Source organism: Sorangiineae bacterium MSr12523 (genome assembly GCA_037157775.1).
Lineage (GTDB): Bacteria > Myxococcota_A > Polyangia > Polyangiales > Polyangiaceae > Pendulispora > Pendulispora brunnea.
The window spans coordinates 13,225,333-13,249,445 of sequence record CP089982.1 but is presented as its reverse complement, the minus strand read 5'-3'; the positions used below and the strand labels follow the sequence as shown (position 1 = coordinate 13,249,445).

The 24,113-nt window shown below is 66.0% G+C and carries 19 protein-coding genes and 1 pseudogene; 14 read left to right on the top strand and 6 right to left on the bottom strand.

Features of this window, described 5'->3' with window-relative positions:
• The first annotated feature begins 6 nt into the window (after positions 1–6).
• The 6 genes from LZC95_52830 to LZC95_52805 all read left to right on the top strand — a co-directional run bounded on the left by LZC95_52830 (position 7) and on the right by LZC95_52805 (position 5,787).
• A complete protein-coding gene (locus tag LZC95_52830) occupies positions 7–1,062 on the top strand; it encodes a hypothetical protein (protein WXA95096.1) in 1,056 nt (351 codons plus the stop codon).
• A complete protein-coding gene (locus LZC95_52825) occupies positions 1,059–1,616 on the top strand; it encodes a sigma-70 family RNA polymerase sigma factor (protein WXA95095.1) in 558 nt (185 codons plus the stop codon). The genes LZC95_52830 and LZC95_52825 overlap by 4 nt, the downstream gene beginning before the upstream one ends.
• Positions 1,613–2,461 carry a hypothetical protein gene (locus tag LZC95_52820; GenBank protein ID WXA95094.1) on the top strand — a complete coding sequence of 283 codons (849 nt, stop codon included), beginning with the start codon at positions 1,613–1,615 and terminating at the stop codon, positions 2,459–2,461. The genes LZC95_52825 and LZC95_52820 overlap by 4 nt, the downstream gene beginning before the upstream one ends.
• A 72-nt stretch (positions 2,462–2,533) precedes the next feature.
• Positions 2,534–3,658 carry a hypothetical protein gene (locus LZC95_52815; GenBank protein ID WXA95093.1) on the top strand — a complete coding sequence of 375 codons (1,125 nt, stop codon included), beginning with the start codon at positions 2,534–2,536 and terminating at the stop codon, positions 3,656–3,658.
• 32 nt (positions 3,659–3,690) lie between these two features.
• A complete protein-coding gene (locus LZC95_52810; GenBank protein ID WXA95092.1) occupies positions 3,691–4,380 on the top strand; it encodes a hypothetical protein in 690 nt (229 codons plus the stop codon).
• A gap of 117 nt (positions 4,381–4,497) precedes the next feature.
• Positions 4,498–5,787, top strand: a complete 1,290-nt coding sequence (locus LZC95_52805) for a citrate synthase (protein ID WXA95091.1) — start codon at positions 4,498–4,500, stop codon at positions 5,785–5,787.
• A 102-nt stretch (positions 5,788–5,889) separates the two neighbouring features.
• Here LZC95_52805 and LZC95_52800 read toward each other — a convergent pair whose 3' ends face one another.
• The gene (locus LZC95_52800; protein WXA95090.1) at positions 5,890–6,828 is read right to left on the bottom strand and encodes a prepilin peptidase; all 939 of its coding nucleotides are present in this window, start codon (positions 6,826–6,828) and stop codon (positions 5,890–5,892) included.
• Positions 6,829–6,855: 27 nt separating this feature from the next.
• On the opposite strand from LZC95_52800, the gene LZC95_52795 reads away from it, so the two are divergent.
• Entirely contained in the window at positions 6,856–7,461 is a 606-nt protein-coding gene (locus LZC95_52795) for a threonylcarbamoyl-AMP synthase (protein ID WXA95089.1), read from the top strand.
• 98 nt (positions 7,462–7,559) lie between these two features.
• On the opposite strand, the pseudogene LZC95_52790 reads toward LZC95_52795, so the two are convergent.
• Positions 7,560–8,183, bottom strand: a pseudogene (locus LZC95_52790) (hydroxymethylpyrimidine/phosphomethylpyrimidine kinase).
• A gap of 174 nt (positions 8,184–8,357) precedes the next feature.
• On the opposite strand from LZC95_52790, the gene LZC95_52785 reads away from it, so the two are divergent.
• From LZC95_52785 to LZC95_52755, 7 genes are read left to right on the top strand one after another with little or no spacing between them, the layout of a single operon-like run.
• Entirely contained in the window at positions 8,358–9,056 is a 699-nt protein-coding gene (locus tag LZC95_52785) for an outer membrane beta-barrel domain-containing protein (GenBank protein ID WXA95088.1), read from the top strand.
• Positions 9,053–10,705: a hypothetical protein gene (locus LZC95_52780; GenBank protein ID WXA95087.1), complete on the top strand. Its 1,653-nt coding sequence runs from the start codon at positions 9,053–9,055 to the stop codon at positions 10,703–10,705. The genes LZC95_52785 and LZC95_52780 overlap by 4 nt, the downstream gene beginning before the upstream one ends.
• Entirely contained in the window at positions 10,702–13,812 is a 3,111-nt protein-coding gene (locus tag LZC95_52775; GenBank protein WXA95086.1) for a tetratricopeptide repeat protein, read from the top strand. The genes LZC95_52780 and LZC95_52775 overlap by 4 nt, the downstream gene beginning before the upstream one ends.
• Positions 13,809–14,933 (top strand): tetratricopeptide repeat protein, encoded by a 1,125-nt coding sequence (locus LZC95_52770; GenBank protein ID WXA95085.1) that lies wholly within the window; start codon positions 13,809–13,811, stop codon positions 14,931–14,933. Before LZC95_52775 ends, LZC95_52770 begins: the two co-directional genes overlap by 4 nt.
• Positions 14,930–15,337, top strand: a complete 408-nt coding sequence (locus LZC95_52765; protein ID WXA95084.1) for a hypothetical protein — start codon at positions 14,930–14,932, stop codon at positions 15,335–15,337. Before LZC95_52770 ends, LZC95_52765 begins: the two co-directional genes overlap by 4 nt.
• Before the next feature lie 35 nt (positions 15,338–15,372).
• On the top strand, positions 15,373–16,776 hold the full coding sequence (locus tag LZC95_52760) for an AgmX/PglI C-terminal domain-containing protein (protein ID WXA95083.1): 1,404 nt from the start codon (positions 15,373–15,375) through the stop codon (positions 16,774–16,776).
• A gap of 25 nt (positions 16,777–16,801) precedes the next feature.
• Positions 16,802–17,722: a Gfo/Idh/MocA family oxidoreductase gene (locus LZC95_52755; protein ID WXA95082.1), complete on the top strand. Its 921-nt coding sequence runs from the start codon at positions 16,802–16,804 to the stop codon at positions 17,720–17,722.
• A gap of 3 nt (positions 17,723–17,725) precedes the next feature.
• Here the strand turns inward: LZC95_52755 and LZC95_52750 are convergent, their stop codons facing one another.
• The 4 genes from LZC95_52750 to LZC95_52735 form a co-directional block, all read right to left on the bottom strand.
• Entirely contained in the window at positions 17,726–18,922 is a 1,197-nt protein-coding gene (locus LZC95_52750; GenBank protein WXA95081.1) for a VWA domain-containing protein, read from the bottom strand.
• Between the two features lie 9 nt (positions 18,923–18,931).
• Complete coding sequence (locus LZC95_52745; protein WXA95080.1) at positions 18,932–19,765, bottom strand: inositol monophosphatase; 834 nt, start codon at positions 19,763–19,765, stop codon at positions 18,932–18,934.
• Positions 19,762–21,177, bottom strand: coding sequence for a Mur ligase domain-containing protein (locus LZC95_52740; GenBank protein ID WXA95079.1), 1,416 nt, complete (start codon positions 21,175–21,177; stop codon positions 19,762–19,764). The genes LZC95_52745 and LZC95_52740 overlap by 4 nt, the downstream gene beginning before the upstream one ends.
• Before the next feature lie 289 nt (positions 21,178–21,466).
• Positions 21,467–24,073 carry an AAA family ATPase gene (locus tag LZC95_52735; protein WXA95078.1) on the bottom strand — a complete coding sequence of 869 codons (2,607 nt, stop codon included), beginning with the start codon at positions 24,071–24,073 and terminating at the stop codon, positions 21,467–21,469.
• Positions 24,074–24,113 lie beyond the last annotated feature (40 nt).

Genomic DNA, 24,113 nt, shown 5'->3' with positions numbered 1-24,113 from the left:
CGACGGATGTGGAAGCACGTCGTTTGCGCATCGGTCGTGTGCCTCGTGGCATCACCTCGCCCGGCGTGGGCGGCGGATACGACGCCGCATGAAACGGCGCGATTGACGTACGAAACGGGCGACACGGCCGGCTGTCCGGACGAGTCGTCGTTTCACAATTTGGTGGCAGCGCGACTGGGCTACGACCCATTCCGCCCCGATGGGCAACACGCGGTCAGCGTGTCCTTCCGCAAGGAGCGCGCGAAAATCCGCGCGCGCGCCGAAGTGCAACGCGGTGGGCCCGCCGCCGGCACGCGCGAGTTCACCGGCGAGGCATGCGAGCCGCTCGCCGCGGCGCTTGCCACCACGGTGGCGATGGCGCTGGATCCGCTGCACGTGAGCGCGCCCGCCGCCGAGCCGCCGCCTCCCGCCGGAGCGACTTCTCTAGCCGGCGAGACGCCAGCGCTCCATAAGGCCGAACCGCTGCCGACGTTGCCGGGCGAGCCGCAGCCCACGCCTCCTCCGCAAGTCGTCTTCGTCGAGCGCCGCACCAACCCAACGCCTTCGCGCCCAAGCGAACCCTCGGAGCCCGTCGCCTTCCTCGCATCGGTGGGCGGCGTCGTCTCCTTCGCGCTCGCACCGACGATGACCCTGGGCGGGGCGATGGAGATCGGCTTCCGCTACGGCGTCTTCTCGCTGTCGGCCGAGGGCCGCGCCGAACTCACGCCCACCACGACGCGCGTCGATTCGGGCGATCGCGTCGATGCCACCATTTACTCGGGCGCACTGCTTCCATGCTTTCACTTCGGTGCGTGGCTCGGGTGCGCGGTGGGCCGCATCGGCGCCTTTCAGGGGCGCGCTCCCGATGTCGTGCATCCGAGCCTGGGCACGTCGGCCTTCGGCTCCGTGGGGCTTCGCGGCGGCTACATGATTCCGCTGACCAAAGTTTTGTCCGTCCGCGCTTCCGTCGAAGGCGCCATTCCCGTGGTGCGGACGACGCTGGTCATCGACGGTGGTGAAGTGTGGACTGCGCCGCCTGTCACGGCTGGGCTGGACTTCGCGTTCGTCCTGACGCTGAAATGAAGGCAGTGCAACCCCCGGAGGCTTCGGCACTCGCTCCCTCGTTTCGGAGCCTGTTCGAGGCGGAGTTCGGCTTCGTATGCCGTTCACTCCGGAGGCTCGGTGTTCGCGAGGCCGATCTGCAGGACGTCGCCCAGGAGCTGTTCGTGACCGTCCACCAACGCCACGCCGAGTACGATCCCTCGCGGCCGCTGCGCACGTGGCTCTTTTCGTTCTCGCTGCGCTTCGCGGCCAACTACCGCCGCCTCTCGCGGGTGCGCGGCCATGTGTCCGACGACGTTCTCGAACGACGCGGCACCTCGAAGAACCCCAACGCCGAGGCGCGCGATCTGGTGCTGCGCGGGCTCGAGGCGCTCGACTTCGATCGACGCACGGTCATCGTCATGTGCGATCTCGAAGGCTTCGCCGCACCCGAGGTCGCCGAGCAACTCGGCATCCCGGTCAACACGGTCTATTCGCGTCTCCGGCTCGCACGCGAAGACTTCCGCCGCGCCGTTGCGGCGCTCGACACGCCGCAACCGGCTGCGGTCGCGCAAAAAGCAGGGGGTGCGCGATGAGCGACTTCGAGCCGCTGCCGCCGGATCTCGCGGCGCTCTTCGCGCGCGAAAAGGAGTCCTACGACGAGGACCCCGCGCTGAAGTCGCGCGTGCTCTCCCACGTCGAATGGGCCGTCGCCCTGGGCGGGCCCCCGGGTGGCGGTGGCGGCGGAGACCCGAGCGGCGGCGCAGCAGGTCACGGTGGCGGCGGCGACGCGCCTCCCGGCATGGACGGAGGCGCAAGCCTCGCGCACGGCGGAGCCCACGCCGCCGGCGCGATGCACGCAGCGGGCGCCGCCACCGCGGCAGGCTTCGGACTGAAAACCGTGGTCGCCGCCACCGTGTCGGCCTTCGTGGCCGGCGGCGCCGTGGGCGGCACCGTCGTCAAAACCGCCACGGGTGTAGCCGGCGAGACGCCAGCGCTCCATGAGGTTGCCGTCTCCGCGCCCGTGCCCTCGGATTTCCGCGGCGCACCGCGTCCCACCTTCATCGCGCCACCCCCCATCGCCACCCTGGAGGAGGAGCCGTCCGCCCTTCCGCCGCTCGAGCCCGAGCCGGCCCCCAAGCCCTCCTCCAACGCGCACGTGGAAAAGGCAGGAGACATCACCCGCGAGCGCGAGCTCCTCGATGCGGCGCGCGCTGCACTCGCCCGAGGACGCCCCGACGACGCCATCGCCGCCGCCGAGCGCCACGCCCAAAAGTGGCCGCACGGTTACCTCGTCGAAGAACGCGACGCAGTGCTCATCCAAGCCTTGGCCCTCGGCGGTCGCCACGACGAAGCCCAACGTCGCGCCAACGCCTTCCGCAAAGCCTACCCGCAGAGCATCCTACTCCCCGCCATCGACGCTTCGTTGGCCTCTCCGTGACGGATCGTACGAGGCGGCGACAATGCCAGGGCAGAGATCCTCTTCCCTTGGCGTAATAGGATGAACCAACCCATGAAACGATCTTGGCTAGCCAGCCTACTCGCCGCGCCCCTTCTTCTTGCGCAGGCGGCATCGTGCACGACCCAACAGGACCTCGGCGATCGGCCGAACGACGATGGCGGCCCGCCTGGCAGCGATGGCGGCGACAGCGGCAATGGCTCGCAACCCCCCGCCCCCATGCGCGTCTTCGTCACCAAATCGCTCTACGATGGCGACCTTCGTACGGCGGCCCGGCGCCTCAGCGGCCTCGAAGCGGCCGATGCCCTCTGCCAACTCTCCGCCGACGGCGCCGTCCTCGGTGGACATTGGGTCGCATGGCTCTCGGACCGGAACATGGACGCCATCGAGCGCGTCGACAACGACGGCCCCTGGGTGAGCCTCCCGCGCAGCACCTATGGCTCGAGAAAGATCTTCCTCGATCGCGCGGGCATCGGCGCAGGCCCCATCGAAGATACATTCTCGGACGAGTACGGCGAGTCGTACTCCTCGAGTTACGACTACTACCGAACCGGCTCGTCTCCCAGCGGACGCTCAACGGGAGAGGACTGCCTGTCGTGGAGCAACAACAACACGACGGGGGGCAACGCCGAATGCGGGCGCCGCAAGCTTCTCTGCCTGGAACAGAAAGTCGCGGGCTACCGCAAACGCGTTTTCGTCACCTCGAAGACCTTCACGGGGGACTTCGCCTACGGCAGCTCCGTCGTCGAGGCCGCGGACGGCCTATGCGGAGACGCCGCAAAGGCAGCCAATCTCGGCGGAAAATGGCGGGCGTGGATTTCCAGCTATTCGAGCGGAACATACCGCGCCTTCGATCGCCTCGGGAGCCGGACCGACTCATGGACCCTCGTCGATGGATCGACCGTCGTCTTTTCGTCGCGCGAAAAACTCTCCGCGGGCGGCGAACATGCGATCGATCGCGACGAGTTCAATCATCCCGTCGATGCCTCGTCGCTGGTCTGGACAGCCACCAAGGCGCAGGGCGCGACGTCGGTGGATACGTGCTCCGACTTCCGTACCAAGTCGAGCGGCAACTACGCCCTCGTCGGCATTGCCGGCGAGACCTCTCCGAAATGGACCGAGTCCCAAACGACGCTCACGTGCGACAAGGCCGCGCGCCTTTATTGCTTCGAGCTATGAAGGATTGCGCAACGTGACGACAACCCGAGGGCATGAGCTTTCGTGCCCTCTTCGTCGCGCTTCCTCTCCTTACCCTCACCTCCTCGGCACGCGCGGACATACCCTGCTTCCCCGCCTGCCGCAGCGGCTATCTCTGCTCGGCCCAAGGCACGTGCGTGAGCCGCTGCAACCCGCCGTGCGGCCAAGGCGAGAAGTGCCTCGCCAACGGCGAATGTGAGCTTTCGTCTTCCTTGTCTTCCTTACCCTCGTCTTCTCCCGCTTCTCCCGCTTCTTCCGCTTCTACCGACGAAGAACCCACCACGAAGCTCTCGCTCCACGGCGGCGCGCTTTTTCAAAGCAGCAACTCGCGAAGTGCGGGGGGCTTCCTCACGGCCTTCCAGGTCCTCATTGGAACGCAGCACGCGGCCGTCCTCGGGGCTCGCTTCGGAGTCCTCTTTTACGAGGGCCACACCACCCCGGAGGTGGGCCTCGATGTGGGCTACCGCGCCCGCTTCGGCAGCGGCGACCTTCGCGGCGGTCCCATGATCCTTGCGCAACCCCAATTGTGGTTCGGCAACGGCGCGACCGCGATCCACCTTGGCGGGGCGGTTGGCGGCTTCATCGAGTACAAGCAGCTGATCGTCTCCATTCCCGTCGGCGGCGGCGCCGTACGCTCGACCGCGTACAACGGACAGTGGAATGGGGTCTTTACCGTCGCCCCGACCCTGGGCGTACGTTTCTAGAGGCGATCCGCCTGGCGCTCTTTTGGGCTTTTCACTATGCTCCTGACGCGATAGGTCATTGCTGCGCGCGTGCCGGAGTCGATGTGGCGCGACGCCTTTTAACCACCGGAGGCCGCCGTGTCCGAGAAGGTCGAACTCAAGGTCAGCGACACAGTGAAGTTCGAAGCCCCCATCGTGGTGGGGAGTGAGAACGAGAAGGCGATCGATATCGCCAATCTGCGAGCCAAAACGGGACTCGTCACCATCGATCCCGCGTTCATGAACACGGCGTCGACGAAGAGCGCCGTCACGTATTTGGACGGCGAACAGGGAATATTACGCTACCGCGGCATCCCTATCGAACAGCTCGCTGAGAAGTCCACCTTCGTGGAAACCAGCTATTTGCTGATTTACGGGCACCTCCCCGACAAGGCAGAGCTGTCTCGCTTTTCTACGTTGCTCACCCGCCACTCCCTCATCCACGAGGACATGAAGCACTTCTTCGACGGCTTCCCGTCGACGGCGCACCCGATGGCGGTGCTCTCGTCGATGGTGTGCTCGCTGTCGAGCTACTACCCGGACGCGCTCGATGTCGACAACAAGGACCTGATCGACATCACCATCGCGCGCCTTTTGGCCAAGGTTCGCACGATTGCGGCGTTCGCCTACAAGAAGTCCATCGGCCAGCCGTTCGTCTATCCGAGGAATTCGCTGCGCTACTGCGCGAACTTCCTCAACATGATGTTCAGCGTCCCGGCCGAGCCCTACGAGATCGACCCCGAGATCGAGAAGGTGCTGAACATCCTTCTCATCCTGCACGCCGACCACGAGCAAAACTGTTCGACGTCGACGGTGCGCCTCGTCGGCAGCTCCAAGGCGAACCTGTTTGCCTCGATTTCCGCTGGAATTTGCGCCCTCTGGGGTCCGCTCCACGGCGGTGCGAACCAGGAAGTCATCCAGATGCTGGAAGCCATCCAGCGTGATGGCGGCGACGTGAGCAAATACGTCCAGATGGCCAAGGACAAGACGTCCAACTTCCGCCTCATGGGCTTCGGCCACCGCGTGTACAAGAACTTCGACCCGCGGGCGAAGATCATCAAGCAGTGCGCCGATCAAGTCCTCGCCAAGAAGGGCCACGATCCGCTGCTCGACATCGCCAAGGGCCTCGAGGAAGCGGCGCTCAAAGACAGCTACTTCGTCGAGCGCAAGCTGTACCCGAACGTCGACTTCTACTCGGGCATCATCTACCGCGCCCTCGGCTTCCCGACGAACATGTTCACCGTCCTCTTCGCCCTGGGCCGCCTCCCCGGCTGGATCGCCCACTGGAAGGAGATGATGGACGATCCGTCGACCAAGATCGGCCGCCCGCGCCAGATCTACACGGGTCCGACGTTGCAGAACTACGTCCCGCTCGATCAGCGTAAGTAGAGGCTCGTCTTTCCCGTCCACGTACACGTTCCCGTTCCCGTTCCCGATCTTCTTCTCCGGATCTTTCGGGAACGTGTACGGGAACGGGAACGTGTACGGGTTTCAGTATTCCGGGGATATCCAGGCAAGAAGGATATCCCCGAGGAACAAGTACTCGAGGATCCCCAGGATCAAAAAGGGCCCGAAGGCGATCGGCGACTGACCGATCCCCTCGGGCTCTTTGCCGAGAGGATCCTCGTCGAGGAGCTTTTTCGCCTCTTCATCCCCGTCTTGGGCGGCACGCATGAGCTCCTCGCGGTCTTGCTTCACCGCCTCCGGCTCCTCGATTTTGCCGCGCACCAGATAGACGACGCCCGCCCAGAGCGAGGCCTGGATGGCGCCGACGAACAGCACGAAAAGCGTCGTCGGGGGGCCGAACCATGCGCCGGCCAGCGCGAGAAGCTTGGCGTCGCCGAGCCCCATGCCGGAGCGCCCGCGCACCAGCTTGTAGAGCACCGTGAAGGGCAGCCAGGCCAGGAGAAAGCCCGAAACGGCGCCGATGCCCGAAGAGAGGTACGGCAGGCCGTGAAGCGGCGCGCTGACGAACGCGAGCGCGGTGCCCCCCAACGTCACGGCGTCGGGAAGATACATGTACTCTGCATCGATGAAAGCGGCCGCGAGGAGCCCCAGGCAGAGCGTGAGATCCACCAGGTAAACGGCGCTCGCGTGCAAAAGAGAGGTGTCCGCAGGAAGGGTGCGCACCACCAGCTCGAAAATGGCGAGCGAAAGCGCCCCGGCGAGGGCCTCCACCAGCGGATAGCGCGGGCTAATCTTGGCACCGCAGCAGCGCGCTCGACCACGTAGGACGAGATACGACAGCACCGGCACGTTGTCGTACGCGGCGATGGGCTTTTCGCACTCGGGGCAATGCGACCCCGGGCGGACCACGCTGAGCTCGCGCGGAACGCGGTGAATGACGACATTGAGAAAGCTGCCCCAGAGCAGGCCGAATGAAATGACCGACGTGCGGGAGAACCACAGAGGGATTTCGTTCAACGTCATCCGCTTACATGCTTATCATGCGCCGCGATGTTGCTCGAGATCAGCCCCGACCATCCCGAGCCGCGCAAGATCCGGCGTGCGGTCGAAGCCCTGGAGGCCGGCGAGGTCATCGCCTACCCGACGGACACCGTGTACGGCCTCGGGTGCGACTTGATGAACAAGCGCGCGGTGGAGAAGCTTTATTCCATCAAGCAAATGGATGCGTCGCACAAGCTTGCCTTCGTCTGTCCCGACCTGAGCGAGATTGCGCGCTACGCCATCGTGGAAAACCAGGCATACCGCATCCTGCGGCACTATTTGCCCGGGCCCTACTGTTTCATTTTGGACGCCACGCGCGAGGTGCCCAAGCTGATTCAATCGAAGCGAAAGACGGTGGGCATTCGCGTGCCGAACCACGAGGTCATTCGCGCGATCACCCGCGAGCTCGGGCGCCCGGTCATCTCCACCACCGCCCAGCGCGATAGGGAAGATCCGCACATCGACGCGCGGGAGATCCGCGATACATTTCACGGCCTGGCCTTGGTGATCGACTCGGGCGCCGGCGGAATGGTGCCCAGCACGGTCATCGACTTGACCAAGCCGCGGCCGGAGATTTTGCGCGAGGGTGCGGGCTCCGTCGAAGACTTCGTCTGAGACTGCGTTGAAAGTCGGCCGTCGCGAGCGACGGACCTCCGATCGACGTTCCAAGTCTGCAGGAGCGCGGCGGCGTGGGCGCGCTTGGCCCAGCGCACGGCCTCGATGATTTCGCGGTTTTCCGGCGCAATACCGCGTGATTTGGCCGCCAGCCGGCCGGCCACGAGGGACGCGAGCACGCAGCCGCCGCCGTGCAGGACCAGGCCGGGAATGCGGCGCATCGGAAAGAGATGCACCTTGCCGTCGATGGCCAGGACGTCGACGGCCTCGGGGCCTTCGAGGTGACCGCCCTTGACCAAGGCCGCGCGAGCGCCCATGGCGCAGATGGCGTGGGCCGCCTGCGTGGCGCCGTCGAGATCGCGAATGCGGGTGCCAACCAGGGCCTCGGCCTCGGGGATGTTCGGGGTGACCAGCACCGCACGCGGCACGAGCACACGCCGCAACGCATCGAGGGCGGTGGGGTCCAGCAGACGCGGGCGGCCGCGGGTGGCGATCATCACGGGGTCGACCACGGCGGGGATGTTCGGATGGCGCAGGAAAAAGCGGCCAACGGCGCGGACGTTCTCCACGCTGCCGAGGGCCCCCGTTTTGAAGGCGCGCACGCTCTGATGCTGCGCGACCTCGCGGGCTTGGGCGATGACCTCCTTGGCATCGAGCGGGCGGGCCCCGCGCAGGCCGGCCGTCGATTGAATGGTGATGACCGCAATGGCGGCGCAGCCCATGACATCGGCGGCGACGAAGGCGCGGAGGTCGGCCGCGAGGCCGGCGCCCCCACCGGGGTCGAGCCCCCCGATGGCCAGGGCGCAGGAGTTATGCCTAGGAACCTGAATGCGGCGAGCACGCATGGGGCGCGAGATTGACACCTTCGCGGCCGTCCTGCTACCTCAGGATCGAACATGCGCGCGGGGACCGGAAGTGCGGTGAGCCTCCTGTCCATGCTGGCTGCGTTGGGCAGTGCGTTGGCGGTGTCGAGCGTCGCGGGTGAGGCCCGCGCCCAATGCGTCGACGACGAGCTGAAGGCGGAGCTCGTCGGCGGCCGCCACTACCGCGGGGTGCAAGACCGGCTCTTCACGAAGGCCTTCCGGCACGAGTTTTCCGGCATGGGAGGATATTACGCAGCCGACCTGTACTCCTCGAACTGGGTCGTCGGCGGGGCGTACACCTTTCACTTCTCGGAGGACTTGGCCCTCGAGGCCAGCGTGGCCTTCACGCGCTTTCGCACGGACGTGACGGACAGCTACGAGCGCCGCTACCCGCAGGTCCAGGTGCAGGACCGCAGCGACAAGCCGGGGCGGCTGTACTTCGGGCATCTCGTGTGGTCGTTCGCCTATGGCAAGGTGCGGTGGGCCGGGGGCGGCATCACCCGGTTCGATTTCAACGCCGCACTGGGCGCGGGCATCACCGACGATACGACGTCGCGGGGCATCACCGGGAGCTTCGGCCTTGGCACGAAGTGGTACTTTGGGAAGTGGTTTGCCATCCGCCTCGACGTTCGCGATCACATTTTGAGGGAGGTGCTCGTGGGTGAGGAGCATCTGGTCAATGACATCATCGTCACCGTAGGCCCGAGTATTTTCTTCCCATTCGGGGGATGATGCGCCTTTCCTTTTCCTTGCTCATCGTGCTGGCCGCGAGCGGCACGGCATGGGGCCAGACTGCGCCGAAGGCATCGCCGCTCAATCCGCCGGCGAACGAGTTCGGCGGGGCCACGCCTGCGTCGAACTTGGATGCACTGACCGGCGAGCTGGCACTGCTGCGTGCAAAAACGAGCCCCTTCCCGAAGACGGTGCCGGTGCAATGGCGGCTCGAAGACGTGCGTGTGCGCGCGGCCGAGGGCGAGGAGCTGCTCTACGCGGGCCGCATCGACGAGGCAATTGCGCGACTGATGCCCGTGGTGGAGCACCCGCGCTTCAGCGCCTTCGAGGCCGACGACGCCGGGCGCGCGGCCGTTTATCTGCTAGGCGACGCATTTGCCACCGCGGGAGCGTACGCCCCCGCGCGCACGTATTTGACCCGGGTGCTGAAGACGCGCGGGGCCTGGAACGACCGCGGCACGTACGCGCGGCGTGCGGTGCGCCGGCTGGTGGAAATGGCCATCGAGTCGCAGCGGTATGCGGCATTCGCCGAGGATCTGCGCGAGGTGCCACCGCAGGCGTCCGAGGAAACGCGGGGCGAGGTTTGGTATTTGACCGCGCGGGCCAAGGAGGCCGCAGGCGATACCGACGGGGCGCTGGCCGCGTATGCGCACGTGACGCAGCGGTCGCGTTTTTGGGCGCAGGCGACGTACCTGCAAGGCCTCATCCAGGTCGAGCGCGGGCGATACAAAGAGGGCGAAAACCTGTTTTGCAAGGTGGCCGACCCGTCGCGGCAATCGAATACGACACCGGTGTTCGCGGACGAACGCTATTTCGCCGTGCGGGATTTGGCGCGGTTGGCCTTGGGTCGCATTGCGCACGAGCAATACCGCTTCGACGACTCGCGGTATTATTACTATTTGGTGCCACGCGACAGCGATCGGCTCGCGGAGGCGCTCTACGAGGGCGCGACGGGTCGTTACGAGAAAAAGGATTACGAGGGCGCGCGCGAGCTGCTGGACGAATTGAAAGCGCTGCGCGTGCACCATGCCTACGAGGACGAGGCATGGATACTCGATGCCTACGTGGACCTGGGGCAGTGCAAGTTCGCGGCGGCCGATGAGAAGCTCATCGCGTTCGTGCGGCGTTACGAGCCGGTGCGGGAGATCGCTCGGCGGGCGATGGCGGATCAGGGCGGGATGCAATCGCTGCTCGCGGCCGCACGATCCGGCGCCGCCACGGAGTCGCAGCGCACGATTGCAACCTTGCTGCGGTTGGACAATGGCTACGGCATCGTCTCACGGCAACGCGCGGTGCTGGAGCGCCAGGCGGACGGGCTTCGCATGGATCCCGCGCTCGTGGGGCGCGTCGATGCCGCACGGCGCGAGCTCGCCGACGCGGAAACGCGCCTGGCGAAGGATTCGCTCACGCGGCTCGATCTGCGATTGTCTCGATTGCTCCGCCGCGCACGCCTCGCGCGGATCGAATCCGTACTCGGACGCAAGCGCGCCTTGGAAGTGGAAATCGAGGCTATCCAAAGCGGGATTCTGCCGGCGGGCGCACTCGATTCCCTCGACGCCGCACGCTATTTGAAAGACAACGAAGAATACTGGCCCTTCGAGGGAGACGACTGGCCCGACGAATTCGTCGGCAGCGAAGGGGCCAAATGAGAGGTATTCTTCTCTTTCTTCTCATCACGCACCCCGTGCACGCCGCGCCGCGCGAAGGGGTGAAGGCGGCGGCCGAGCGGAGCGTGGTCGTTCAGAGCTCCCCCACCCCGGCGCAAACGGCCCGGAGGGAGCCGGGACGGCCTGTCATACGTGGGACGCGGGTGCCGGAGGCCATGCGGGCGCAATTGCACGCGCAAATGGAGGCGCGCATCGATCGCAACTTGGCGCAGATCAAATCGCTGCGCGAGGAGGCGGTGCGGCTTTTGACGACCTTCGTCAAGGAATCGCCGCGCGAGTCCTTGGAAATGCCCGAGGCGCTGCTACGGCTGGGCGAGCTCACCTGGGAAACCGAGCGCGATGCCTTCATTGCTCGGTTCAAAACCTGGGAAACGCGGCCGCCGGACCAACGCGGGGCCGTCCCACAACCGAATTACCAAGTCGCCCGCGACCTCTTCGGGCGCGTGCTGCGCGACTACCCTCGTTATTCGGATTACGATCTCGCCTTGTACGTCGACGGCTTCCTCGCCACCGAGCAAGGCAAATCCGACGAAGCCGTCGCACGCTTCGAGCGCATCCTCAAGGAATGGCCACGATCCCGATTTACGCCTGACGCCCACATGGCCAAGGCCGAATCCATCTTTTACGGGAAGTACGATTATCCCGCGGCCCTCGCCGAATACGAACAGGTCCTCCGCTTCAAGGACAGCGATCTGTACGGCCTCGCCCTCTTCAAGAGCGCGTGGTGCTACTGGCGTATGGGCAACAGCGACGAGGCGGCACGCCGGTTCGTCAGTGTTTTCGAGGTCACCGACAAGCGCGGAAAGGCCGCCACCACCGCACAGCGCAAGCAGCTCGACGAGCTGCAAGGCGAGGCCCTCAAGTACCTCGTCGAGGTCTTCACCGAGGACGAGCGCAACACCGCCGCCGACGTCCATGGGTTCCTCACGAAAATCGGCGGCGAGCGCTTCGCAGGCAAAGTCGTGCGTGCGCTGGCCGAGACCTTCTTCGACCAGGCCCACTACGAACGGAGCATCGAGGCCTACGAGCTTCTACTCAAGCTCGAGCCCACGAGCCGCGAGGCCGGCGCGTGGGTGCTTCGCATTGCCACCTGCTACGCGATCCTCGAAGATTACCCCAAGCTCCGCGCCACCTACGAGCGTGCTCTGGCCAACTACCCCGCGGAGTCGGCCGCCATCGAAAAGCAGCTTCGCGAACACGCCGTGAACCTTCACGGCAAAGCGCAACGCGATAAAACGAGCCGCGCCGAATTCGAAGGTGCCGCCGCACTTTACGAAGTGTACCTATCGCGTTTTGCCACGGCCCCGACGGCGTACCAGATTCATTTTTATCTGGGTGATATCTATTTTTATCACCTCGACAAAAACACCAACGCGGCCACGCATTACATGTTCGCGGCGAAAAAGATCCCGGATGCCGAGGCCGCGCGCGAGCCGCTGAAAACGATGCGCCACGATGCCATTTACAATGCGCTCGCGGCGCTCGAACGGGTGCGCTTTGCCAAGAGTACCGGCGGCGCGGCGCAAGAGACCGAGGCGGACAAGAAATTTGCCGAGGCGCTCGATCTCTATGCGCAGCTTTATCCCAACGATCCCGCGCTGCCCGAGCTCTTCTTTCGGCAGGGAAAACTCTATTACGATCAAGGCAATTTCAATCCGGCTGTGAAGATTTGGGGTGCGCTGCTGGAGCGCTTTCCGCGCAGTGCCTCGGCGCACGATGCGGGGGAGCTCATTTTGGATTCCTTCAATCGGTCGAAGGACTACGAAAACATCGAGACGTGGGCACGCCGTCTCAAAGCAGCACCCGCATTTCAGGATGCGCAAACACAGCGAAAGCTCGATGCGCTGATCGTGCAGGCCGGGTTCAAACAGGGCGAGCAAAAGGTCGCCGCCGGGGATCATGCGGGCGCCGCCAAGGCGTACCTTCGCGCGGCGCGGGAATTTCCACGTGATCCGCGCGCGGCGCAAGCTTGCGTCAATGCGGAGTTGGCCGCGCAGAAGGCGGGTGACTTCGCCACGTTGAAGGAAGCGGCGGTGCTGGTCACCGGGCGCGAATACAAGGACAAGCCCGAGTCACCGCTGGGCGCATGGACGGCGGCGACGACCTTTCAATCGATGGGACTCTATTCCGACGCGGCCGAGTTCGACGAGGTCATTGCCAACTCGAATACGCGCGAATATCCACATTATCAGCGGTTCGAGCACGCCAAAGACGCCGCCCACAATGCCGTCGTGCTCCGCGCGGCCCTGGGCGAAAATGACAAAGCCGTTGCCAATGGGAATCGCTTTTTGAATCAGTACCCGACGGCGGCAGGCTCCGAGGAAATCGTATTTCTCACGGCCCAGGCGCATCAAAATGCCGGGCGCCATCGCGAGGCGGCGGGGCTCTATCAAAGGTATTTGGCCAAATCGAAGAACAAGGACCGACGCGTTCAGGGCTATGTTCTCCTGGCGCTGGCGCAGATTCAGGCCAACGAGGAGAGCGGCGCGGAAAAGTCGCTGAAGGAGGCGGTCACCATCGGGAAACGGTACCGCGGCGAGCTCGGGCCTGACGGGCGCTATGCCGCGGCGCGCGCACGGTACCTCGAAGGGGAGCGCATTCTGAGCCGCTTCGACAAGATTCAAATTCAGGGCGATACGAAGCAGCTCTCCGCGCGGTTGAAGGAGAAAGCGGAGCTCTTGAAGCAAGCCTCGACGGTGTTTCTCGATACGGTATCTCTCGGCGTGGCGGAGTGGACGACGGCGGCGCTTTACCAAATTGGGCACGCGTACGAGGCCTTCGCCAAGGCCCTGCGCGAGGCGCCCGTGCCACCGCGCCTCACGGGAGCCGACAAAGAGGCGTACAGCCAGAAGATCGAAGAGTTCGTCGTGCCCATGGAGGAGCGAAGCATCGACAGCTACGAAAATGGCTGGAAGAAGGCGCTCGAATTGGGCATCTACAACCGGTGGACGGCGAAGATGCGCGAGGCGCTCGGCCGGCTGAATGGCGAATTGTATCCGCCGCTCCGGGAAACGGGGCTGGACGTGCGCACCGCCTCGCCGGCTCCATTTCCGCCGCTGTTCGAGAGTCCACGACGAGGTGACAAATGACGAAGCGCCTGCTCCTCGGCCTAGCGCTCGCCCTCCTTCCCGCATGCGGGGGCGGAGCTGCCTCTTCGAAGCCGGCTGCGAAGGCGCCGGTGCAAAGAGCCGCGGCCCCGCAGTCCTCGGCGGTGACCAAAATGGTGCAGGGCGCGCTCGCCGCCAAAGAGCCGAGCGGGCGCGAACGCGCGATTCAGCTTTTTCGCGAGGCCATTTCGATCGACCCGAATTTGTGGGAAGCCCATTACGACCTCGGCGTGGTGCTCGCGCTCGGGGGCGATCTCGCGGGGGCCGAGGATGCGCTGCGAAAAGCGCAGCGGCTTTCGCCGGATACCATCGAGGTGGTGATGGCCCTGGCCGAGGTCGAAGCGCGGCGCGGGGAGAACAAGGACGGCGCCGAGATCCTCGGCGATTACCTGCGGCGCCATCCGCAGGCGGCGGACGTGCAGGCGCGCTACGTCTCGGCGCTGCGCGATTCGGGGCAAGTGGACAAAGCCATGGTTCAATCGCGCGAGCTCCTCGCCAAGCGGCCCGGCGACGCCGCGGCGTTGGCCGAACTCGCGTTGTGCCACCTCGCCAAGGGCGAGCGCGACATGGCATCGTTGCTTGCGCAACAAGCGCGCACGGCCAACCCGAAGAGCGCCGTCGCGGAGCGCGTCACGGGGCTCGTCCTTCTGGCGGCCGGTGACGACGCCCGCGCGTTTGCGGCGTTCGCGAAGGCCGCGCAGCTCGATCCGCAGGACACGACGGCACGCCTCAACATGGGCAGCGTCTTGCTTCGCGCGGGCGCGTACCCCAAGGCGGAGGAGCAGTACCGCGCCATCCTCGCGGTCTCGCCCGAGGACGGCGAAGCGAAAATCGGCCTCGCCGCCGCGCTTCGTGGCCAGGGAAGCCGCGAGCGCACGGAGAAATGGAACGATGCACGCTCCGTGCTGGAAGGCCTGCTCGCACGCGAGCCGCACAACGTGGCGGCGCTGTTCAACCTCGCCGTGCTGCACGTGGAATTCTTGAAGCGGCCGGCCGATGCGCGCCCGCTTCTCACGCGGTTTCTCGCGGATGCGCCGGGCGATCACCCCGCGCGCCCGGAGGCAGAACGGTACCTCGCGAGCCTGAAGGAGACGCCGAAATGAGACGCCACCGCCGCACGAGATCGGCGCTCTGGGCCATGCTCACCGTCGCCATTGCGCTTTCGAGCCTCGCGCTCGCGGCAGGCCCCAAGCCCAAGGGAGCCGGCAAGGGCGGAGGCAAAGCTCGACCCCACGTCGCGGTGAAAGATGCCGGCGCGACCGCGCCCGCAAGCGATGCCGCCTCGGATCTTTCCGCTGGTGATGGCGGCAGCTCAGTCGACGTCAAGGTCCTCGACTCGGGTGCGCGTGTGCTTCGATTTGGCGAATTGGAGATCGAAGGGCGACTCCGCAGTCCGCAAATCGTCTATTTTCTAAGGCGCGTGCGCGCCGAATTCGCCGCGGAAGATCTAGGACATCGGACATTTATGCGCGAGCTTTCGGAAACGCGAAAGGAACCGAATTTCTAATCCGCTCTTTGCTACTCTTGAGAGCCTCGACGAATATGGCAGTAGCGACAATTCCCCAGCATCTGCGCGTATCCCTTACATGGGGTACGACCGTTCTCTCGGTGAAAACGTTGGCGCTGGGCCAATCGTTCGAGCCTGCGGAGATCCCCGACGGGCTCGAGATGAGCGCCGTGCCCGTGCGCGGTGTGGCCGGCGGCTGGGAAATCGATGCGCGCGGCGCGCGCTCGGGCTTCGTGCGGCTGCGGGGGCGCGACGAAGACGCCCTGTCCATCGCCCGAAGCGGCGTGCCCATTCCCATCGTGCCCGGCGACTACGGCGTCTTGCAGTACGGGCTTTTTGCGCTCTTCTTTCAATACACGGACGCACCCGCCAAGCGCATCAAGGGCGGTTGGGGCATCGAGGCGCTGGTGCTGCTCGCCATCTTTTCCAGCGTGGTGCTGCACGCGGGCGGCATCGGCTTGGTGCGTGCGCTCACCACGCCGCCGCCCATCGCAAAGCCCCTCGAGCTCACGAGCCCCGAGGAGCTCGCAGCTCGCTTCGGATTGCGGCGCGCGCTGCAAGCCGAAATGGCGCCGGCGCCGTCGGCCGCCGATTCGGGTGGGTCGTCGGGCGTGAAGGACCCGGGCGTGCACGACAAGAAGAACCAAGGCGGCGGACGCAAGATCGCGGGCACCGAGGGGAAGTTCGGCAAGAAGGGGCCGAACGACCGCACCGAGTTGGATGGCGAGGTGCACCCGCGTGCGAACTTCGGCGGCTTGAGCGAGGTGCTTTCGTCCGACACGGGCGAGGAGATCAAGCGCACGCTGAAGACGATCAACACGGTCTCCGACGCGCTCTCCGGATTGAACGCGAGCAACGTCCAGCTGGGCGGGGGAACGGGGACGAACCTCAAAGGCACCGGCGGTGGCGGCGGTGGCTACGCGTCCGCGGGTACCTTGTTCGGAGCGGGCACGCTCAACACGGGCTTCGGTCTCGGCACCGGTGGCGGCGGCGGCCAAGGCGGCGGGGGCGTGGGAGGCGCGGGCGCAGGCGGGCGTGGAGCCGGTGGACAGGGCCGCGGTGCGGGCGCGGGTCCTGGAGGCGGTGCAGGAGCAGGCGGCGGTGGCGGCGAAGCACGCGTTTCGGCCGGTGGCAACGTCGCCTCGCACGGCGGCCTCTCGCCCGAGCAAGTGCGGCGCGTGGTGGAGGCGCACATGGGCGCTCTGCGCGCGTGCTACGAAAGCGAAGCGCAGCGCAATCCCAACTTGCGAGGCGGCCTGTCCGTCTCCTGGCAGATCGATCCCACCGGCGCCGTGCCGAGCGCTTCGGTGGCATCGACCACGCTCAGCAACGCGCGGGTCGAAGGCTGCGTGGTGCGGCAGGTCCGCTCGTGGAAGTTCCCCACCAACGATTCCCCGACCAACGTGAGCTACCCGTTCAAATTCGGCGTCGGCGGCTGAGGATGTGTACTACAACCGTGCCGCATTGAGCACGGTTGGAACGAACAGGCGGGTAGCACTGGTGGGGCACGGCATCATGGGCCGGCGCCATGTGCGGGCGCTTTTGGCCCTTCCCGATAGGGTGACGCTCGCGGGCATCTACGATCCGGATCCGGCGGCGGCCTCGAACGCAGCGAACATCCGCGTCTATGCCTCGGAGACCGAGGCCATTGCCGATGCCGACGTCGTTTTCGTCGCATCGCCCATCGCCGCGCACATGTCCACGGTGCTGCGGGCCCTGCGGGCGCGTCGCGATGTCTTCGTCGAGAAGCCCATCGGCGCCACCGCCGAGGAGTCTGCGGCGATGGTGGAGGCGGCCGAGCGCAGCGGACGCCGGCTCTTCGTGGGCCACTCGGAGCGCTTCAACCCGGTGGTGCGCGCGCTCCGTCGCGTGCTCGATCCCGCGCGCATTCGCACCATCTCGTTCTGCCGCGTCGGCGCGCCCCGCTCGCGCGCCCGCGACGTGCTGCTCAATTTGGGCGTGCACGATCTGGATCTCGCGTCGTACCTCACCGAATCGCGCGCGCACGTGCGTGCAGCGTTCGGGCGCGAGGACAACACCGACGTTCTGCTCTCCACCGGGCGAGGCTCGGCCCGCGTCCGGGTCTCGCGCGAAGGAGAGCGCGAGCGGCGCGTCCTCGTCACCACGGACGACGCGAGCTACGAGGGCGATCTCCTGCGTTTCCGCCTCACGGTCGACGAACGCGAAGAGCTCGCGCTCGACACGGAGGAGCCCATCATCGCGCAAGCGCGCGCCGTGTTCGACGCGCTCGATGGCTTGCCCTCGGACATCGCCGAAGGCCACCACGGCGCCCACGCCGTCCGCCTCGCGGAAAAGTCGCTCGCGCTTCTGCGCAAGCCGCATTCACAGCGGGCACTGAGCGAATACGTCGACTCCGCCGAGTAGGGCTCAGCGCTTTCGCACGCCGCCACGCGACAAGTGCGCGATGGCCTCGCCGAGGCCGTCTAGTGTCATCTGGTACATGGGGAAGACCTGGGAAAGCGCCTCCGCCGTGCCGCCCTTCCAATATTGCGGCGGATCCGGATTGAGCCATGCGCTCTTGCGAAAGTGGTCCGCAATGAGCTGCATCCACCGGATACCCGGCATCGATTTCTCGCTCGGGTTGCTCGCGTAATACGACCAATCGCCGCCGCCCAGCAGCTCGCCCGGGTGCATCGCCGCGTCGCCCACGATGACCAGCTTGTAGTCCGCGTGGCACTGATCGAGCACGTCGCGCACGCGAATCGGATCCACGAATCGCTCCGTCGAATACAAATTGCCATAAATGCAATTGTGGAAATAATACGTCTTCAGCTCGCGGATGTTCGATGCCCGCTTGGCCGCTGAAAACAGCAGCGACACCGTGTGGGCGTGCGGATCCATCGAACCGCCCACGTCCATCAAGAGGAGCACGCGCACGTTGGAGCGCTTCGGCGGGCGGAGCACCAGCTCCAGCTCGCCCGCGTTCTTCGCCGTTTCGGCGATGGTCTCGTCCAGATCGAGCTCCAGCGCATCCCCTTCCCGCGCGAACGCGCGCAGCTTGCGCAATGCCACCTCGATCTGGCGGATGTCGAGCACCAAGTCGGAACGATACGGCTTGTAGCGCCGCGCATCGGCGATGCCCAGGGCACTGCGCCCTCCGCCCATGGGCCCCACACGCAACCCCGTGGGGTGCGAGCCCTGCGCACCGAACGGACTCGTCCCACCGGTACCGATCCAGCGGTTGCCGCCGTCGTGTCGCTCTTTCTGCTGGCGCAGGCGCTCTTCGAAGAGCTTTCGCAGCTCCTCCATGTCGAGCGACTTCAGAAGCGCGAGCTCCTCCTCGGACAACTCGCGGCGGGCGCGCGCGTCCTTCAACCATTCTTCGAGCTCGTCGAGCAGCTTCACGCTCGCCGTTTCGATGCCTCGAAAATGCGAGAGAAAGGCTTGATCGAATGCGTCCAAGTCGCCCTCGCGGTGGACGCAGACCGCGCGGGCGACGTGGTAGAAGCCATCGAGCGAGCTATCGTGCAGCCCCATGGCGAGGGCGCGCGCCAGGGACATGGCCTCCTGGGCGCCTATTTTGACTTTGCGCGCGCGTAGCTCGAAGAGGAAGGGGACGAACATGGCTTGCCGTTACTTAGTCGTACGCTTGGATTGAACCTCGGCAAGCTCGCGCAGCAAGGCATCATGGATTTTGCCGTTGGTGGCCACCAAATCGCCACGCATGGCGTTGAACGGCTCTCCGCCGTAGGTCGAAAGACGGCCGCCCGCCCCCAGGACGATGGCCGACCCGCCGGTGATGTCCCACGCGTTGAGTTTCTTTTCCCAGTAGCCGTCGTAGGTGCCTTCGGCCACGAAGCAGAGATCCAATGCCGCCGAGCCACAACGCCGCACGGCTTGGCACTTTTTCTTGATGGCCACGAACGCGTCGAAGTTGTTGTCCTCGCTGACGCGCCGATCGTACGGGAATCCCGTGGCGAGCAACGCCTCGCTGAACTCGGTCGCCGCGCTCACGTGGCAAGGCTCGCCATTGCGGGTGGCGAATTTGCCGGCGATGCCGGTGAACTCGTAGCGCAGGGCGGGCGCGACGATGGCCCCGAGGAGGGGCTGGCCGTGGGCGAGCAAGCCAATGGAGACGCAAAAGAAGGGATGGCCGTGCACGAAGTTGGTGGTGCCGTCGATGGGATCGACGTACCAGCGCACCTCGTCGGAAAGCCGGTTTGCGTCGCCGCCCGCCTCTTCGCCGACCACCGTGAAGGGCGTGCGCGCATGGAGCCGATCGCGCACGAGCGCTTCGCTCGCGCGATCGAAGTCCGTCACCAGGTCGACGGGGCCCTTGAGATCGACGGTGAACTTCTTTCGCCAGCCCGAGAGCACGAGCTCGGCGGCCTCGCGAGCTACATCGAGCGCGATGGCAAGGAGAGCGCGTTGATCATTTTCCGCGTGAACATCGAACGACCGTGTCATGGACCAAACCTTCCGAGCAGACGTCTGTGAAGCCCCCCGAAAGCGCCGTTGGATAACAAGACGATGGTGTCACCCGGGCGCGCCTCGGTACCGAGGAGCTCGAGGATGGAATCGATGCTGGGCATCGCCCGGGCTCGCTCGCCGATTTCCTGCGCGAGGAGCTCGAGGTCGAGCCGCTCGCCCTCGGGGACGTTGGAGCGGCCGAGCGGCGCGAAGAGGACGCGATCGGCGGCGCCGAAAGCCGAGGCGTACGCCTTTTGATGGAGTGCGCGGCAGGCCGTGGCACTGCGCGGTTCGAAGACGGCCCAGAGGCGGCCATCGCGATGCTTTGCACGAAGCGCGGCCAGCGTCTCGTGGACCGCCGTCGGGTGGTGCGCGAAGTCGTCGTACACGCGGATGCCGCCCGGTGTGCCGAGCAAGTCTTGCCGGCGGCGCACGCCCTCGAAGCTCGCCAGCGCCGTGCGCGCGCGCAACACGGGCACACCGAATCCGTCTGCGCACGCACAAAGCGCCGCCACGGCGTTGCGCACGTTATGAGCGCCCGGGGTGTGCATGGTGAAGCGGCCGCAGGCCATGCCGCCGACGAAGAGGTCGAACGGCTGCATGCCCCCCAGGTCGATGGGCGCGTAGGCCCCGAGCCACGTGGGCGTGATGTCCCCCGTGTCGTCGCCCTCGAGCGCGTAGAACGCGACCCGTGCCTTTGCATTTTCCGCGATGGCGCGCGCGGCCACGCGCTGGCTGGCGTCGCACACGATGAGCCCCGAGGCGGGCACCTTGCGGGCGAGCTCCTCGAACTGCGCGACGTAGGTCTTCTCGTCGGGGTAGATGTCCACGTGATCGTGCTCGACGCCGGTCACGATGACGACATCGTCATCCCCGACGCCGACGTAGTCGAAAAACTTGGGCTGCTTGTGCCAATACACCGCGTCGTACTCGTCGCCTTCGACGACGAACGGTGTGGGCGGTGCGGTGCTGCCCACGATTTTGCGGCGCAACGAGCCGACCGCGGCGCCCGAGGGCAGGTTCTTCGGCAGGCCGCCGATGAAGTACCCCGGCTCGAGCTCCGCATTGCGCAGAAGCCACGCGCACATGGCGCTGGTCGTCGTCTTGCCGTGGGTGCCCGCCACGACGAGCGGGCGGCGGCCGGTGAGGAAAAACTCGCGCAGCGCGCCCGACATGGAGAGCGCACGCACGCCGCTTTCCGCAGTCGCGAGGGCCTCCGGGTTATCGCGCCGGATGGCGTTTCCCACGACGATGAAATCGAGATCCCGCGTGATGTGCTCCGCCGAAAAACCGCGCAGGCATCTCACGCCCGCCGCCTCGAGGGCCGGCCCAATGGGCGGATCGAAGCTCGCATCCGACCCTTGAACGTCGTACCCGATTTCCCGAAGGAGGATCGCAAGCGCCCCCATGCCCGTACCGGATACGCCAACCATGTGTACACTGCGAGACATCCTTGACCTTACAGCCTGGAGTTGCATTTCAAATCGAAACCCTCGTGAAAGCCGAGCCGCGGCAGCGAGACAATCCCGGCGAGGCCGGCGCCCTTGCCCGCTGTCCGATGCGGGGGTCGCCAGACCTCATGGCGATCCTCATTTGCAGAATAGGGGATGTTGCCGGCCCCGCCGGGATTGTCCCGCTGCCGCGGTTCGACTGCACCGAAAAGTTCAAGACTCATAGGGACATCTCAACCTGGACCGTTCAACCCTTTTCGAAGACGAACTCGTCCCCCTTCACATCCACTTTCACGATGCTGCCGGAAGCGTACCCGCCGGCCAGAATTTGCTCGGCCAAGGGGTCTTGCAGGCGCTTGAGAATGGCCCTGCGCAGCGGGCGGGCGCCGAAGGCCGGTTCGTAGCCCTGCTCCACCAGGTTCATTTTCGCGGCCTCGGTCAAATCGAGTTTGATCTCCCGATCGGCCATGAGCTTTTCCAATCGTCGTAGTTGGATATCGACGATGCCGCGCAAATCGGTTTTGCTGAGCGGGCGGAAGACGACGATGTCGTCGATGCGGTTCAAGAACTCGGGCCGAAGGAAATTGCGCAGCTCCTCGCGGAGCACGTCGCGCAGGGCATCACGGCCTTCCTCGGTCTCGAACAGGCTCGGCGCCGTTTCCAGGATGCGCTTCGAGCCGATGTTGCTCGTCATGATGACGACGGTGTTCGAGAAATCCGCCGTGCGGCCGCGCCCATCGGTGAGCCGCCCATCGTCCAGCACCTGCAGCAGCAGGTTGAACACGTCGGCGTGCGCCTTTTCGACCTCGTCGAAGAGCAGCACGCTGTAAGGGCGGCGGCGCACGGCCTCGGTCAGGAAGCCGCCCTGTTCGCTGTCGACGTAGCCCGGCGGTGCGCCCACGAGGCGCTGGGCCATGTGCTTCTCCATGAACTCGCTCATGTCGAGGCGGGTCATCGATTGTTCGTCGTCGAAGAGGAACTCGGCCAGCGCCTTCGCGAGCTCCGTTTTCCCGACGCCGCTCGGGCCGAGGTAGAGGAAGGACCCGATGGGCTTGCCCGGATCGCGCAGTCCCACACGTCCGCGTCGCACCGCGCGCGAGACCGCCCGCACCGCCTCGTTTTGCCCGACGACGCGCTGACCGAGGCGCTCTTCCATTTTGAGGAGCTTGTCGCTCTCGGCCTCGAGCATCTTCGCGACGGGGATGCCCGTCCAATCGCCCAGCACGACGGCGACGTCTTCTTCCGTCACCACGTTCGAGGTGCGGCCGCCGTCGTCGCGCTTCATCGCGGTCTCCGCGGCCTCGAGGCGGCGCTTCACGTCGGGAATGGAGACGTGTTCCAGCTCACCGAGCCGCGCGAAATCCTGGCGACCGCGCGCCTCGTTCAATTGCTGCTCGAGCCGCTCACGCTCCGCGCGCAGTGCGTTGACGGCGGCGAGGGCCCCACGGCGCGAATCGAGGCGGGCGCGAAGCTCGATGACCTGAGGCTCGAGCGCGGCCATCTCTTTTTCGAGGCGTTCGCGGGTCTTGATGCTCATCGCGTCGTCGTCGTCGAGCAGCGACTGATGCTGCGCTTTGACGGACGCGAGGCGGCGGATGGCGTTGTCGATCTCGGCCGGGACGCCATCGAGCTCGACCCGCTTGCGCGCCGCAGCCTCGTCGAGAAGGTCGATGGCCGTATCGGGAAGCGCGCGATCTTGCAGGTAGCGCTTGGCCAGGTGCACCGCACCCACGACGGCAGGATCGCCGATTTGCACCTTGTGGTGTGCCTCGAACTTGGTCGCGAGGCCGCGCAGCATCTCGATGGCCTGCTCGGGCGGCGGGGCATCGATGGTGAGGATGCGGAAGCGCCGGAGCAGCCCCGGATCGCGTTCCTGCATTTTGCGCAGGCCGTCCGGCGTGGTGGACGCGAGCAGGCGCACCTCGCCGCGGGCGAGCATGGGCTTGAGCAGATCGCCCACACCGCTGCCGGCTGCGCCTTGGCCGAGGAGCGAGTCGATGCCGCTGATGTAGAGCACACGCTCGCTGCCAGCCGTGCCCTTCATGGCGCCGATGACTTGTTTCAGGCGCTCCTCGATTTCGCCGCGCAGGCGTGCACCGGCTACGAGCGCACCCGTTTCCAATTCGAGAATCGAGAGCTGCGCCAGGTTCTGCGGCACCTCTTTGGCGGCGATGCGCATGCAGAGGGCGCCGACGATGGCGGTCTTTCCGACGCCGGGATCGCCGACCAACAGGGGGTGGTTCTTGTGCCGCCGCTCGAGGATCTGCAGGAGCCGGCGAACTTCGGCATCGCGTCCGATGACGGGGTCGAAACCGCCTTGGCGGGCGCGCTCGACCAGGTCCTGCGTGAACCGACCGCCGTTGTCGCCGCCCGTGCCGGAGGAGGAGGTCGCCGCACCCGGCGGATCGCGCGGGACACTGCGAAGGGCCGCCATGTGGGGGCGGAAGGAGCCGGGCCCAAGGGCAAAGGCCTGAAGAACCACGGCCGCCGCGCCACGGATTTCCTGCGAGAGCGCGTTCAGAAGGTGTTCGACCTGGACGGTGTTGCCCGTGGCTTCTTTTTCCGCGCGGCGCAGCAACTCGAGCATCGCGTTGGACAGGTACGCAAGGCCGCTGGTGGTCTTTCCGATACGGGAAAGGGCCGACTCCGCTTCGACGGCCACATCGGCCGGGTCCGCCCCGGCTTTGCGGAAGACCTCGGCGACGCCACGGTCGCGGTCGATCGCGCGGGCGAGAAGGTGAATCGGCTCGACTTGAGCGTGTTTGCGCTCGTCCGCGAGCGACTGGGCCCCTGCAACGAGCGCCTTGGCGTCCGCCGCGTAGCGCTCGAGGTGAATGGTTTGCTCGGCTGCCATCGGCTGGCCAAGGTAACATCCCCCGAGGCTCTTCGCTTGC